15 protein-coding genes are annotated in these 12,333 nt (G+C 57.4%); 3 read left to right on the top strand and 12 right to left on the bottom strand.

Going from position 1 to position 12,333, the window contains the following annotated elements; all coding sequences use genetic code 11:
* Positions 1 to 21: 21 nt before the first annotated feature.
* The 5 genes from folA to WBR25_RS04585 all read right to left on the bottom strand — a co-directional run bounded on the left by folA (position 22) and on the right by WBR25_RS04585 (position 2,492).
* Positions 22 to 513: a type 3 dihydrofolate reductase gene (folA, locus tag WBR25_RS04605; protein WP_041234339.1), complete on the bottom strand. Its 492-nt coding sequence runs from the start codon at positions 511 to 513 to the stop codon at positions 22 to 24.
* 24 nt (positions 514 to 537) lie between these two features.
* Positions 538 to 1,005 carry a threonine/serine exporter family protein gene (locus tag WBR25_RS04600; protein ID WP_026035076.1) on the bottom strand — a complete coding sequence of 156 codons (468 nt, stop codon included), beginning with the start codon at positions 1,003 to 1,005 and terminating at the stop codon, positions 538 to 540.
* Positions 1,002 to 1,127 carry a hypothetical protein gene (locus WBR25_RS04595; protein ID WP_479749480.1) on the bottom strand — a complete coding sequence of 42 codons (126 nt, stop codon included), beginning with the start codon at positions 1,125 to 1,127 and terminating at the stop codon, positions 1,002 to 1,004. Before WBR25_RS04595 ends, WBR25_RS04600 begins: the two co-directional genes overlap by 4 nt.
* Positions 1,124 to 1,921 carry a threonine/serine exporter family protein gene (locus WBR25_RS04590; protein ID WP_005348133.1) on the bottom strand — a complete coding sequence of 266 codons (798 nt, stop codon included), beginning with the start codon at positions 1,919 to 1,921 and terminating at the stop codon, positions 1,124 to 1,126. Before WBR25_RS04590 ends, WBR25_RS04595 begins: the two co-directional genes overlap by 4 nt.
* Positions 1,922 to 2,156: 235 nt before the next feature.
* Positions 2,157 to 2,492, bottom strand: a complete 336-nt coding sequence (locus WBR25_RS04585; protein ID WP_201932310.1) for a DUF3135 domain-containing protein — start codon at positions 2,490 to 2,492, stop codon at positions 2,157 to 2,159.
* Between the two features lie 393 nt (positions 2,493 to 2,885).
* Between WBR25_RS04585 and mog the strand changes: the two genes are divergently transcribed.
* Positions 2,886 to 3,416, top strand: a complete 531-nt coding sequence (gene mog / locus WBR25_RS04580) for a molybdopterin adenylyltransferase (protein ID WP_005348144.1) — start codon at positions 2,886 to 2,888, stop codon at positions 3,414 to 3,416.
* 83 nt (positions 3,417 to 3,499) lie between these two features.
* Here mog and WBR25_RS04575 read toward each other — a convergent pair whose 3' ends face one another.
* From WBR25_RS04575 to trmB, 6 genes are all read right to left on the bottom strand, one after another.
* The gene (locus WBR25_RS04575; protein WP_040066783.1) at positions 3,500 to 3,901 is read right to left on the bottom strand and encodes a DUF2541 family protein; all 402 of its coding nucleotides are present in this window, start codon (positions 3,899 to 3,901) and stop codon (positions 3,500 to 3,502) included.
* 167 nt (positions 3,902 to 4,068) lie between these two features.
* Positions 4,069 to 4,278 (bottom strand): YgdI/YgdR family lipoprotein, encoded by a 210-nt coding sequence (locus WBR25_RS04570; protein ID WP_005335219.1) that lies wholly within the window; start codon positions 4,276 to 4,278, stop codon positions 4,069 to 4,071.
* A gap of 201 nt (positions 4,279 to 4,479) precedes the next feature.
* Positions 4,480 to 5,775, bottom strand: a complete 1,296-nt coding sequence (locus WBR25_RS04565; protein WP_479749479.1) for a sulfurtransferase — start codon at positions 5,773 to 5,775, stop codon at positions 4,480 to 4,482.
* A 29-nt stretch (positions 5,776 to 5,804) separates the two neighbouring features.
* Positions 5,805 to 6,725, bottom strand: coding sequence for a glutaminase B (gene glsB, locus WBR25_RS04560; protein WP_005348151.1), 921 nt, complete (start codon positions 6,723 to 6,725; stop codon positions 5,805 to 5,807).
* 122 nt (positions 6,726 to 6,847) lie between these two features.
* Entirely contained in the window at positions 6,848 to 7,180 is a 333-nt protein-coding gene (locus tag WBR25_RS04555; protein WP_005348158.1) for a YggL family protein, read from the bottom strand.
* A gap of 48 nt (positions 7,181 to 7,228) precedes the next feature.
* Positions 7,229 to 7,942 (bottom strand): tRNA (guanosine(46)-N7)-methyltransferase TrmB, encoded by a 714-nt coding sequence (trmB, locus tag WBR25_RS04550; protein ID WP_124928700.1) that lies wholly within the window; start codon positions 7,940 to 7,942, stop codon positions 7,229 to 7,231.
* A gap of 349 nt (positions 7,943 to 8,291) precedes the next feature.
* On the opposite strand from trmB, the gene WBR25_RS04545 reads away from it, so the two are divergent.
* Complete coding sequence (locus WBR25_RS04545) at positions 8,292 to 9,473, top strand: aminotransferase-like domain-containing protein (protein WP_157162072.1); 1,182 nt, start codon at positions 8,292 to 8,294, stop codon at positions 9,471 to 9,473.
* Positions 9,474 to 9,547: 74 nt separating this feature from the next.
* Here WBR25_RS04545 and WBR25_RS04540 read toward each other — a convergent pair whose 3' ends face one another.
* Positions 9,548 to 11,077, bottom strand: a complete 1,530-nt coding sequence (locus tag WBR25_RS04540) for an EAL domain-containing protein (RefSeq protein WP_279463677.1) — start codon at positions 11,075 to 11,077, stop codon at positions 9,548 to 9,550.
* A 252-nt stretch (positions 11,078 to 11,329) separates the two neighbouring features.
* On the opposite strand from WBR25_RS04540, the gene WBR25_RS04535 reads away from it, so the two are divergent.
* A complete protein-coding gene (locus tag WBR25_RS04535) occupies positions 11,330 to 12,235 on the top strand; it encodes a TIGR01777 family oxidoreductase (protein ID WP_201942380.1) in 906 nt (301 codons plus the stop codon).
* Positions 12,236 to 12,333: the final 98 nt, after the last annotated feature.

Raw genomic sequence — 12,333 nt, 5'->3', positions numbered from 1 at the left:
TTGCCCATTGGCATTCGTCCGTCAGCGGCGCTGCCAGGTCTCGAAGCTATAGGGGTGCGGGTTCTTCTCATCGGCAGGGTGGCTCTCGCAATCAACGCGTTGCCACTGACCATCGTCAAAAGCAGGGAAGCGGGTATCCCCCTCCACCGCCAGATCGATGCGGGTCAGGTAGAGACAATCCGCGCTCGGCAACATCTCGGCATAGAGATGACCACCACCGATCACCATCAACTCCTCCACCGAGCTGCCTGCCAACAGCGCCAGCGCCGCCTCGACGGAGCCCACCACCTCAATGCCCTCAGCCTGATAGTCGGGATTGCGGCTGATCACCAGATTGCGCCGTCCGGGCAGCGGTCGACCGATGGATTCGAAGGTTTTGCGCCCCATCAATACCGGTTTACCGAGGGTGACACGCTTGAAGTGGGCCAAGTCAGCAGGCATATGCCAGGGCATCAGGTTATTCTTGCCGATCACCTGCTTTTTCGCGAGGGCAGCAATCATAGAAATCTTCACGGTATCAGTATCTCACTTCACCATTCATATAATGGGGCGGTTACGATACACGACCAGAGACGGAATAGCCAAACCGAAACTGAGGGCACCGACGATAAAGAGCGCCTTGAGGCCGTTCTCCACCGCACTCTGGATCAACTCCATGGTCACGCCGTTGATGTTGAGCTCTACCACCGCAATCATGGTCTTGAACGCATAACTGCCCGGGATCATCGGAATGATGGAGGCAACGCTGAACACCGGACGCGGCGCCAGCAGACGGCGCGACCAGTAGACGCAGACAAAGCCGACCGTGGTAGCCGCCGCCAGCGTCGCCCACTCGATGGGCATACCATAGTGGATCAGCAGGGTACGTAAGCTGTGGGCCAGCGCGCCGCCCATGGCGCAATACTTCAGCATCCGTGGTGGCACGTTGAACAGCATGGCAAACCCCACCGCCGGAATGGAGGACCAGAAAGCATCCTTGGCCAGTAGCCAGAGCAAATCCATCATACTTTCCACCCCCAGATCCCCGTGACCGACATGGCGAGAATGATGCCGGTATTGATCCGTGCGCTGATGGTGAGCAGGGCAACCCCGTTCCTGCTGGCCGATACAGAGTCGACAGCCTTCATACCTTCCACCCCCAGATCCCGGTGACCGACATGGCCAAAATGATACCTATGGCGGCGCTGATGGTCAGCAGGGTCGCAGTCCCCCAGCGGGCCAGCCCCATGTTGAAGTAGCCCTTCACCATATCGGAGACCGCATTGATCAGCGGAAAGCCCGGCACCAGCAGCAGCACGCTGGCCGCCATGGCGAGATAGGGCTGGTCACCCCAGTTGAAGAAGGTGGCGCTGGAGGAGAGCAGGGTGGCAATAAAGCCGGTGGCGGCAAAGTTGATGAGCGGGCTGTGGTGATGGCGAGCCATCAGCTGGCGCACCCGCATCGCCACGGCAGATGAGAAGCAGGTCACCAGGAAGATGGGCCAGTCACCGCCAAACAGTAGGCTAAAGGCACCACAGGAGAGCCCCACCATGGGGACCACCAACCAGGGGTGATAGTGGAAAGGGACGATGGCTTCGAGGCGCTGGCGCACTTCACGGGCACCGATCAGCTCTTTTTCCGCCATGATGCAGATCCGCTGGATCTCGCACACCACCTGCATATTGATGCCATGTTCGCGCACCCGCCGGGTAGTGGTAACACAGCCCCCCTGATAGAGGCTGGTGAGCACGATGGCACTGGAAGAGATGGCCATCTCGACACTCTCCAGCCCCAGCGCCATCCCCAACCGCACCGTGGTCTGCTCGATGATCCGGCTCTCCGCCCCGAACTGGGCCAACATCTGACCCACCTTGACGATAATGCGGGTGATCTCTGTCTGTTGCTCCCGCGACAACACCCGTCTTGGTGTGATACTTCTCATAATCCCTTCGAGTCGTAGCAATAAAAATTTCGGCCATATTAGCCTAACTTTTACTGTTATTCATCCACCCCTATCACAACCTGACTAATTAGTTATTACAAGAAGGAGAAAAGAAATTACATCACAAATACATTACGACTAACATTAAAAACCATAACAATCAGGTCGCCAGGAATCCCCTTTATTATGGCCTCACCGATTTGGCTGAAATATCATTCAAGGGGGTTATTGCAGATTATTTACGACGTCGATAGTCCGCCAGACGGATTATTTTACCACTGCCATCGCTTTCAGGCGGAGGGTCCCCCTCTTCTCTGAACTGGCTCATTTCGCTGCGCATCAAATAAAAAGATTCCCGCATCATGTTGGTAATCCGGATACAGCTATCAAGATTGTTTTTCGCCAGACGGCGCTGACCATCAATCTTGAACTGCAGCCCGCGCAGACGGCGCTGCTGATCGGGGCTCGCTCGGGCCATCAACTGGTCGATCTGCTGCTCCAGAATCGCATCCAGCCGGGAGGGCTCACTCGCAGCCAACGCCTTCAGGGTGTCAAAATCAGGCAACTCCATATGCCCTCCTTGGCGACTATTGCTGGCAACACACTGCGGTACCACACCATCACGTCCCAGCCATATAAATCTGTATATACGATGCGGCGAAAAAGGGTTCAATCCATCCACTGGGGACTAAACCGGACAATGGTCACTACGAGGGTGTCTATCTATTTTAATTGTGTTTGGAAACAAGCGATTGTTTTTAATTCAGGCGAGATAAAACACTTATACATTTTAGGTTGTGATTTTCTGTTTTTTATTGCAAATAAAAATCCGGGTGGCCTTATTTTGCTTCATTCGACACTTTATTCTTCCCTCACCGACCCGCGTCATCTCCTGACGGTTTAACATATCTCACTGATTATGTTATTTTAATTGCCACTTTTATCGGACATTCAAGAGCAGACCATGAGCAAGGCAAAAATCGGTATCGTCACCGTCAGCGATCGCGCCAGCGCGGGCATCTATGAAGACCTCTCCGGCAAGGCCATCATCGACACCCTGAACGCCTATCTGACCTCGGAGTGGGAACCTGTCTATCAGGTGATCCCCGATGAGCAGGAGCAGATTGAAGCGACCCTGATCCGGCTGGCGGATGAAGAGCAGTGTTGCCTTATCGTCACCACAGGCGGCACCGGCCCGGCCAAGCGGGATGTCACGCCGGAAGCGACCGAGGCGGTATGTGATCGCATGATGCCGGGCTTTGGCGAGCTGATGCGGGCCGAATCCCTCAAGTTTGTGCCGACTGCTATTCTATCGCGCCAGACTGCCGGACTGCGCGACGATACCCTGATCGTCAATCTGCCGGGCAAGCCCAAATCAATCCGCGAATGTCTGGATGCAGTTTTCCCTGCCATCCCCTACTGCATCGATTTGATGGAAGGGCCGTATCTCGAGTGCGATGAAACTGTCATCAAGCCATTTAGGCCGAAAAAATAGCGAACCCGACCATAAAAAATAATGGCGAGCCACGGCTCGCCATTATTTTTAACTCATCTGTCTGCGCAGAGAAACCGCATCAATTATTTGCGGCCAAATACTTTTACGCCCGCTTTGCTGCGCTCTGAATTACCGTACACTTCGATTTTTTTCACACAACGGCGCGAGCCCAGTGATTTCCACTCGGTCTCTTTATCACTGCTCATTTCCCGATCGAAACGAATGGTCTTGGTACGATCACCACCATAGGTCACCACCACCCGATCCAGGGTCAAATCACGCTCCGCCTTCACCTTGATATATTTGGTCTGACGGCAAACCACCAAAGGAATTGTCGCACCATGATCACCGGCTCCCAGCAAAATAGTCCGCCCCAGCGTGAACTGATCGTCACCGGCATGGCTGGCTGACGCCACCACCAGCAAGACACCACCCAGCAAGCTGCGTGCAGAAAAACGGGAATTCCAGATAGACATCAAGGACATAACACCTCCAATAAAAAATGGAGTGTGATGATAAGGGTTAAACCATAACGGAAGCTGTATCACGGCTGAATTTGCTGCGAATGTGCGGGGATAAACAGAGAAAACAGCACGACTTTTCGGCAAAAAGAGAAGAGCCGCAGATAGCGGCCCTTGCGGCAAGAGAGCGCTTAGCGCTCCATGATTTGGGTCACGTCATCTTTCTTGATCATTACCTCGCGCCCTTCATGATCGTAATAGCGATACATGCCGGTGCTCTCGTCCAGCTTGGGTTTGCTCTCTGTGGTGATCATCTTGCCATCCTTGGTGCTCATGATGTATTGGGAGCTGCATGCCACCAGCCCCAGGGCACACACCAGGATCATCATCAGTTTTTTCATTGCGGCCTCTTCTGCGATCATCCTCACAACGAGGATGTTTCTTGAAGCCTAGTTCAATCGCACGGCACGGGATGGCGGGATGAGCAAAGCGGGATCGCCGTCAATAATCAGCGACTTAGCCTAGTTATCTGGCCGGGTGGCGAGCGCAATGAAAAAGGCCGGACATCTGTCCGGCCTCTTCTTTCAAGCGCAAATGCGCAATCATGACTTGGCAGGCTGACGCTCACCGGTCACGGTCGGGTTCTTGGGATCGGAACTCCACTCGTACCAACCACCGTCGTAGACGCTGATCTGTTTCCAGTCCATCAGCCAGGCGTAGAAGAAGGCCTCGGAGGCGCGCCAGCCGGTACCGCAGTAGAACGCCGCCTGCTGGGTTGGCTCGATGTCCCACTGGTCCCACATGGCGAGGATCTCGCGGGCCGGCTTCATGGTGCCGTCCGGGTTGTGGAAGTCGCTCATGCTGTTGGCATCGACGCCACCATGACCCCACTTGGCCCCCGGGATATCGCCCTTCGGCTTGATGTAGCTGTAACCTGAGGTGTTGCCGACAAACTCGTCCCAGGTACGCACACTGACCAGCGCGCTATCGGGCTTCTTGAGCAGCTCTTTCGCCTGACTTAGCGTGGTGTAGTACTCGGGGTGAGCGGGAATGGCCACGCCAAACTCCTTCACCGGCTCATATTTGTTGGGCAGACCCGTTTCGGTGCGCAGATGCTGGATAAACCAGGCATCCAGACCACCGTCCAGCAGGCGTACATCTTTCACCCCCGCATACATCATCAGGTGCGCGGCACGGGCAGCCGCCATGGTGTTTCGACCATAGAGGATGACGGTGGTGTCGTGACGGATGCCGTTATCCAGCAGCAGCTTCTTGAGCGCTTCGTCAGAGACCTTGTTCCACAGCGGCTCCTCTTCGAGGCTGTTGGTATCGATATAACCGGCCCCCGGGATGTGGCTGATGAGGTAGGCCTTGGGTGAACCCCAATCCACTTCAAACAGCTTCCAGTCACCCTTGGGCGCAGCGGCAACCGGCTTGCCCTCTTGCAGATCCGCCAACCAGCGCGGATAGACCAGCTGCTGCCAGCGTGCCAGCGACTCGCGCGGTGCGGCTTGCCACCCTTGCAGCTCGAACAGCTGCTTGATCCCCTGCTTGCGCAGCAGACGGGCCACCTCGGCCACTTCGCGGGACGCACCGTAGAGGGCAACCGGACGATCGGCCTTCAGCCCCTTGATCTCGAGCGCCTTTGGCCACTCTTCATCGCTGTATTTCCACTCGGCAGAGAGGTTCTCGGCGCCCACCACATGGCCGCCCTGCTTCTCCCCTTCCATCGGCCACCCCTGATAGAAGTAGCTGGCGCGGGTATCCAGGATGACAGCCTGTTTGGCCTTGGCATCGGCCAGCGAGAGCGGTGGCAACTCCCCTGCCACGGCGGGCAGGGCACACCAGAGCAGTAAGGTCGCCAGCGCGGCCTGCAGGAAGCGAAGATGTCGTTTCATGGTGATTTCTCGATTCATAGTGAACAAGGTTAAAAAATGGAGCGACCCAGCCGCTCGGCCAGCAGCTCCAGCGCCGCCGTGCCCGCCAGCGAGTTGCCAGCTTTGTTGAGCTCGGGCGACCAGACACAGACGCAGAGCTCGCCCGGGATCAGGGCGATGATACCGCCGCCGACACCCGATTTGCCCGGCATGCCGACCCGATAGGCAAAATCGCCCGCCTCGTCATAGAGGCCGCAGGTGGCGAGCAGGGCGTTGACCTGCTTGGTGGTACGGGCGGGCAGCAGCGGCACGCTCTCGCCCAGTGGCACACCACGGTTGGCCAGATAGATGAATGCCCGCGCCAGATCGACGCAGCTCATGCGGATGGCACAGGCATTGAAGTAGCTTTGCAGCACCTTGTCCACTTCGTTTTCGAAGTTGCCATAGGCCTTCATCAGATAGGCGATGGCGGCGTTGCGGGCAGAGTGTTGATATTCGGAGCGGGCTACCACCTGATCCGCCATGATGGCCGGATTGCCGGAAAGGCGGCGCACAAGCTCGAGGGTACGCTGACGGGGCGCAGTGAGGCGGGTCTCCAGCAGATCGCTCACTACCAGCGCCCCGGCATTGATAAAGGGGTTGCGGGGGATCCCCTGCTCGAACTCGAGCTGAACCAGCGAGTTGAAGGGCTGGCCGGAGGGCTCCTTGCCGACACGGGCCCAGATCTCCTCCTCCTGATAGAGGGTGAGTGCCAGGGTCAGGCTCAGGGCCTTGGAGATACTCTGGATGGAGAAGGGTTCAAAAGCGTCACCGGCGGTGAACAGCTCCCCCTCGACGGTACAGACTGCGATACCCAGCCGATCGGCAGGCACCTGAGCCAGTGCCGGAATGTAGTCGGCCACCTTGCCTTGTCCCAGCAACGGGCGCACCTCTTCAAGGATGCTGGCCAGTAATTCGGATGACAACACCATAAGCAATAAGCGATTCCATGACTAAAACAGCGGTGGAGATCCCATCCCCACTGACAAAAATCCCGCCAGCGGCGGGATTTTTCAGTTACCCACAACAAGGCGCCAGATGCGGCAGCCTTGTATCAGGCCGGTTCACCGTACCAGAGGTCGAACAGCTCGGTAACGACCACGGCTTCCATCCCCTTGCCTTCCAGCCAGGATTTGACGGCGGCGCGGTCTTCTTCGGTACACTTGCCCAGTTGCTGGGTACAGATCATCCCTTCCCAGGCCAGGTGACCGGAGCCGGCAAAAGCCAGTTTACGGGGTTCAACAACCTCATCGATCATCGCATCGACTACCGCATCGATGGTCTCTTCGGCAGTGCCGACCGGGAAGTTGAAACTGATGTCGAAACCCATTTCCTGGAATTCATCGACGCGCAGTTTCTTGCGCAGGCGGCGGCTACGATTGGCCATGATAGCTCCTCAAGTTAGTTGATACGCTAGGTGTGTTGACGTGCCAGCTTAGCTGACACGCTTGAAAATCAGATCCCAAACCCCGTGGCCGAGACGGTGGCCACGTTGTTCAAATTTGGTCAGCGGACGCCAGTCCGGACGAGGCACCCAGTTGCCGGTGGAAGAGGTGTTCTCGTAACCCTCGGCGGCGCTCATCACTTCCAGCATATGCTCGGCATAGTTTTCCCAGTCGGTCGCCATGTGGAACACGCCACCGATGGCCAGCTTCTGGCGAATATCCTGGGCAAATGCAGGCTGTACGATGCGGCGCTTGTGGTGACGGCTCTTGTGCCAGGGATCCGGGAAGAAGAGCTGCAGGCAGGAGAGTGAACCGTTCGGGATCATGTGCTCCAGCACTTCCACCGCATCGTGGCAGATCACCTTCAGATTGGTGACACCCGCTTCCTGAGCGGTACCCAGACAGGCGCCCACGCCCGGGGAGTGCACTTCAATGCCGATGAAGTTCTTCTCGGGGGCATTCTTGGCCATCTCTACCAGAGAGGCGCCCATGCCAAAGCCGATCTCCAGCACCACAGGTGCTTCACGGCCAAACAGTGCGACCAGATCGAGCTGCTTTGGCTCGAAATCGATGCCCATGACCGGCCAGAGCTCTTCCAGGGCCTTCTCCTGCCCTTTGGTCAGGCGGCCTTCGCGACGGACAAAGCTGCGGATCTTGCGCATGAACTTGCCGTCTTCGTTAAATACATCTTGGGTCACAGGCATAATGGTCTCGTTATTTCATCAATCCGGGTAATACATCTTGTGTTCGATCCCGAGCGGGACCGCTCGCGGCTCGGCATTTCATCGACCCGCGAAAACAGGGGAGCGAATTATCCCAAGATAGGCCCAAGGCGCAAGTGTTTCGCGCAACAAATATTCCGGCCATCCACTTCCCTGCTCCCTCACTGGCATCACCACACCGACTAACCGTCTAATATAATCCGCAGTAGAGTCGTTCCAGCCCTTTTTTGGCGATTTTTGTGACAATCATTGCCTCATTTCTGAAATCTGATACAAACGGATAACCTGGCGGTCGAATGGAGCGACCGCCCACATGCCGAGAGAATTGTCTATGCAGCCGTTTTTTGCCCAGCGCTTCGAGAAGGTTGAACCTTCCTTTATCCGTGAAATCCTCAAAGTTGCCGCCAATCCGGAGATCATCTCCTTCGCCGGTGGCCTGCCCAATCCCCACCTGTTTCCGGTCAAGGCGATCGATCAGGCCTGTCAGGATGTACTGCGCGAACAGGGGGCTGCCGCCCTGCAATATGCGGCGACCGAGGGCTTCGCCCCGCTGCGCCAATATATTGCCGACCGCTATCTGGCCCGCCACGGCATGCAGATCAATCCGGACAACATCCTCATCACCAGCGGCTCCCAGCAGGCGCTGGATCTGCTGGGCAAGGTGCTGATCGACGAGGGTCAGGATCTCATCATCGAAGAGCCGGGTTACCTTGGCGCCATTCAGGCTTTTTCTGTCTACCAGCCCACCTTCAAGCCGATCACCCTGGAAGAAGAGGGACTGGACCTGGCAGCGCTGGATGCGCTGCTGGCAAGCGGATCCAATGCCAAACTGCTCTACGGCGTGCCCAACTTCCAGAACCCGAGCGGTGTCTCCTACAGCCGCTCCAACCGCGAGGCACTGGCCGAGCGGCTGGTTCGCCACGAGCTGTTGATGGTGGAAGATGATCCCTACGGCGAGCTGCGCTTCGAAGGGGAGCATCTCCCCCCCATTGCCAAGCTGGCGCCAAACAATACCGTGCTGCTCGGCTCTTTCTCGAAAACCGTGGTGCCTGCCTTCCGTCTGGGCTGGATGGTGATGCCGGAGTGGCTGCGCAAGAAGGTGACCATCGCCAAGCAGGCGACCGATCTGCACAGCAACGCCTTCAGCCAGCAGGTGCTGCACCGCTTCCTGACCGACAACTCCCTCGACGCTCACTTGGAGAAAATCAAAGAGGTCTATGGTCGCCAGCGTGCCGCCATGGAGGCCGCGCTGGCCCGTCACTGCCCGCCCGGCGTCAGCTACACCCGACCGGAAGGGGGTATGTTCCTCTGGCTGACCCTGCCAGCCCACATCAGTGCCATGGCGCTGTTTGACGAGGCGATCAAGGAGAAGGTGGCCTTCGTACCCGGCGCCCCCTTCTACGTGCGACCCGAGATCAAGAACACCCTGCGCCTGAGCTTCTCCTGCGTCGATGAAGCGACCATCGAGGAGGGGGTCAAACGCTTGGCCCGCGCCCTCCAGCGCATGCTCTGATCGCCCAAGCCAAACCGTATCAACAAAAAAACCAGCGAGTGATCGCTGGTTTTTTATGCTCCCCATTCAACCGTTCAGCCAAACAGGGTCTTGCAAAACTGCTTCATCGGAATGGGGCGGCTGTAACGATACCCTTGCAGATAGTCAACGTGGCGCGCCCGCAGGTAGTCCGCCTGCGACTGCTTCTCGACCCCCTCCGCGATCAGGATCAATTCAAGTCGCTTCGCCAGATCAATCACGTTTTCAACGATATGACTGGAGAGTGCATCCGTGCCGATCATCTCTACAAAGCTCCGGTCAATCTTGATTGCATCGACCTGAAACTGTTGCAGATAGGTGAGACTGGAGTGACCGGTGCCAAAATCATCGATAGAGATCAACACGCCCAGTTTGCGCAACTCGGCAAACATCCGGGCCGTTGTCTCATCAGCCACCAGCAGTTCACGCTCAGTCAGCTCCAGCCCTAAATCAACGGGATTGTCCTTAAACGCGTCGAGAAACGCCTTGCAGTCAGCCAACAGGTCGAGATCCTGAAAGTGCTTGGCGCTGATATTGAAGCAAAAATGAAACTTTGCCGGCAGCTTGCGGGCATAAGGGGAGAAGTGGTCGCGCACCTGGGCCATCAACAGGCTGGTCATGGGCACGATAAGCCCGCTATCTTCCGCCAGCGGAATAAAGCGATCCGGCGAGATCATCCCCTGCTTGGGATGCTGCCAGCGCATCAGCACCTCACAGCCACGCCACTGCTCATCCTCACCGGAGACCACCGGCTGCAGGTAGGGGATAAACTCCTCTTCGATCAACGCCCGCTTGAGCTCCTCCGCTGGTGAGCTGCTACGCCCCATCAGCCTGAAGGTGCCGAATCCAATCAGCAGCGCCAGCAGCGGAGAGAGGAACAAGGTATATCTGGAGTAGCGCCATGCGTGACTCCAGTAGTCATGCACCGTGACCCGGGTGACGACCTGATAGGGGAAATCGGCCGAAGCGAGGGCAATATAACCCTCTTCTGTCGGAGAGGGCGCCGCCCCGACCTGACCTGAGCCAAACAGAGCCCTCTGCCCCACCACCAGAGCCATCGGGGAGTTCTTGCTGGAGATCTCCAGGGTATTGCGCAGGTAGTAGCCATCTACACCGATCAGCACACTCCCCTTGTCCGTTTCATGACGCAGCACGATCAAGGGGCGATCCGGTGTGACCTCATTGCCTGGCAGCAGTTGCAACCTGCCATCCACATAGCGGTCGGGATTGAAGGGGCCATCGTAGTCACCATAGAGCGAGGTGCAATAGATGTGGCTGCCGACAGCCAGATTGGCGGAACGGACATAAGGCACCGTGGCCACCTGTTCGCGCAGCAGTTGTGCCGCCTCCTTGCACGAGTGACCAAGCATCCCCTTCACATTGATGGCTGCCTGCCGGGCATGGCCGATGGAGCGCTCAAACATCACACGGGCATGCTGCAACCGTGAATCGGCATCACGCTCTGTCTCCGTCACCGTCTGCCAGATAACGGCAACAACCCCCAGCAGCAGGATCCCGCCCCCCATCAGCAGCGCCAACAAAATCCTCGAGTAAAGCTGGCGACGTTTCAAACGACGAAATGGCATGGCGGCCTCTTTGATGCTCGGATAATGGGTGACAGCCTCGGTGGACAGGCGAAAAGGGTCGCCATAATAGCGATTGTTCAACAAATGTCCACCCAACAAAAATCAATCAATTCAAACTATTGTTCAACAATATGTCGTAAGAAGAGGATAGAGTTAACAAACGTCAAACAGAAAACTCCCGAAGCACGTCTCACTTGTTGAAGGGAAGCCACACCATTAAAGTTGAGCAAACGGCAGCAGGAGCATGCAGCGATGAAGATTCTTATTACCGGAGGAACCGGCTTTATCGGCCGCAAGCTGGTTGCCCATCTCAAGGTCAATCACGAGGTCGTGGTCTTGAGCAGGCAGGGGAGCCGCGCCTACTCCCTGCTCGGTCACGATATCAAGGTATTGGATAACCTCGACCGGCTCGATGACCTCAATGACGTGGACGCGGTGATCAATCTGGCCGGCGAACCCATCGCCGCCGGACGCTGGAGCGAGTCGCGCAAACAGCTGCTCTGCGATAGCCGCTGGCTGTTGACCGAGCAGCTGGTGGATCTCATCAAGCTATCCAGCACGCCGCCCAAGGTGCTGATCAACGCCTCCGCCATCGGCTGGTATGGCAGACAGGGTACCGAAACCCTCGACGAGCAGTGCCGTTCTCCCAACGACGAGTTTACCCACCAGCTCTGCCAGCAGTGGGAGACCCTGGCGCAGGAAGCCCAGAGCCGCCAAACCCGGGTCTGTATCGTGCGGATCGGACTGGTGCTTGGCATGGATGGCGGCGCCCTGCCCAAAATGCTCCCTCCCTACCGACTCGGACTCGGCGGCCCCATGGGATCGGGCAGCCAGATGATGAGCTGGATCCATGTGCAGGACCTGGTGCGCGCCATGCTGTTCTTGCTGGATCACGAAGAGTGCAGCGGCATCTTCAACGGCACTGCCCCTCATCCGGTCAGCAACCGGGAGTTCAGCCAGACCCTTGCCACCACGCTGCACCGTCCACACATCTTCTTCGTCCCGGCGCCGCTGTTGCAACTGGTGATGGGGGAAGCGGCAGATCTGCTACTCACTGGACAAAAGGTGATACCAGCGCGGCTGCAACAGGCCGGTTTTCACTTCAGCTATCCCGAGCTGCCGAGTGCCCTCACCAATCTGCTGCGCGAGCCCCGCTAACTCACACCCGCTCGCGGCGTCCGCTCGTCAGCACCTCGCATAACAAGAAGCCCAGCCAATGGCCGGGCTGCTCGTTTATTGTGGCTGCGCTATTGCAC

This window comes from Aeromonas sp. MTB (assembly GCF_056632455.1).
This window is presented reverse-complemented; position numbering and strand designations above follow the sequence as displayed.

Bases quoted from the DNA above. Each gene is read 5' to 3' on its own strand.
- WBR25_RS04600 (WP_026035076.1), bottom strand. From the start codon at position 1,005: ATGATGGATTTGCTCTGGCTACTGGCCAAGGATGCTTTCTGGTCCTCC.
- WBR25_RS04595 (WP_479749480.1), bottom strand. From the start codon at position 1,127: ATGAAGGCTGTCGACTCTGTATCGGCCAGCAGGAACGGGGTTGCCCTG.
- WBR25_RS04590 (WP_005348133.1), bottom strand. From the start codon at position 1,921: ATGAGAAGTATCACACCAAGACGGGTGTTGTCGCGGGAGCAACAGACA.
- WBR25_RS04585 (WP_201932310.1), bottom strand. From the start codon at position 2,492: ATGGAGTTGCCTGATTTTGACACCCTGAAGGCGTTGGCTGCGAGTGAG.
- mog (WP_005348144.1), top strand. From the start codon at position 2,886: ATGAGCAAGGCAAAAATCGGTATCGTCACCGTCAGCGATCGCGCCAGC.
- WBR25_RS04575 (WP_040066783.1), bottom strand. From the start codon at position 3,901: ATGTCCTTGATGTCTATCTGGAATTCCCGTTTTTCTGCACGCAGCTTG.
- WBR25_RS04570 (WP_005335219.1), bottom strand. From the start codon at position 4,278: ATGAAAAAACTGATGATGATCCTGGTGTGTGCCCTGGGGCTGGTGGCA.
- WBR25_RS04565 (WP_479749479.1), bottom strand. From the start codon at position 5,775: ATGAAACGACATCTTCGCTTCCTGCAGGCCGCGCTGGCGACCTTACTG.
- glsB (WP_005348151.1), bottom strand. From the start codon at position 6,725: ATGGTGTTGTCATCCGAATTACTGGCCAGCATCCTTGAAGAGGTGCGC.
- WBR25_RS04555 (WP_005348158.1), bottom strand. From the start codon at position 7,180: ATGGCCAATCGTAGCCGCCGCCTGCGCAAGAAACTGCGCGTCGATGAA.
- trmB (WP_124928700.1), bottom strand. From the start codon at position 7,942: ATGCCTGTGACCCAAGATGTATTTAACGAAGACGGCAAGTTCATGCGC.
- WBR25_RS04545 (WP_157162072.1), top strand. From the start codon at position 8,292: ATGCAGCCGTTTTTTGCCCAGCGCTTCGAGAAGGTTGAACCTTCCTTT.
- WBR25_RS04540 (WP_279463677.1), bottom strand. From the start codon at position 11,077: ATGCCATTTCGTCGTTTGAAACGTCGCCAGCTTTACTCGAGGATTTTG.
- WBR25_RS04535 (WP_201942380.1), top strand. From the start codon at position 11,330: ATGAAGATTCTTATTACCGGAGGAACCGGCTTTATCGGCCGCAAGCTG.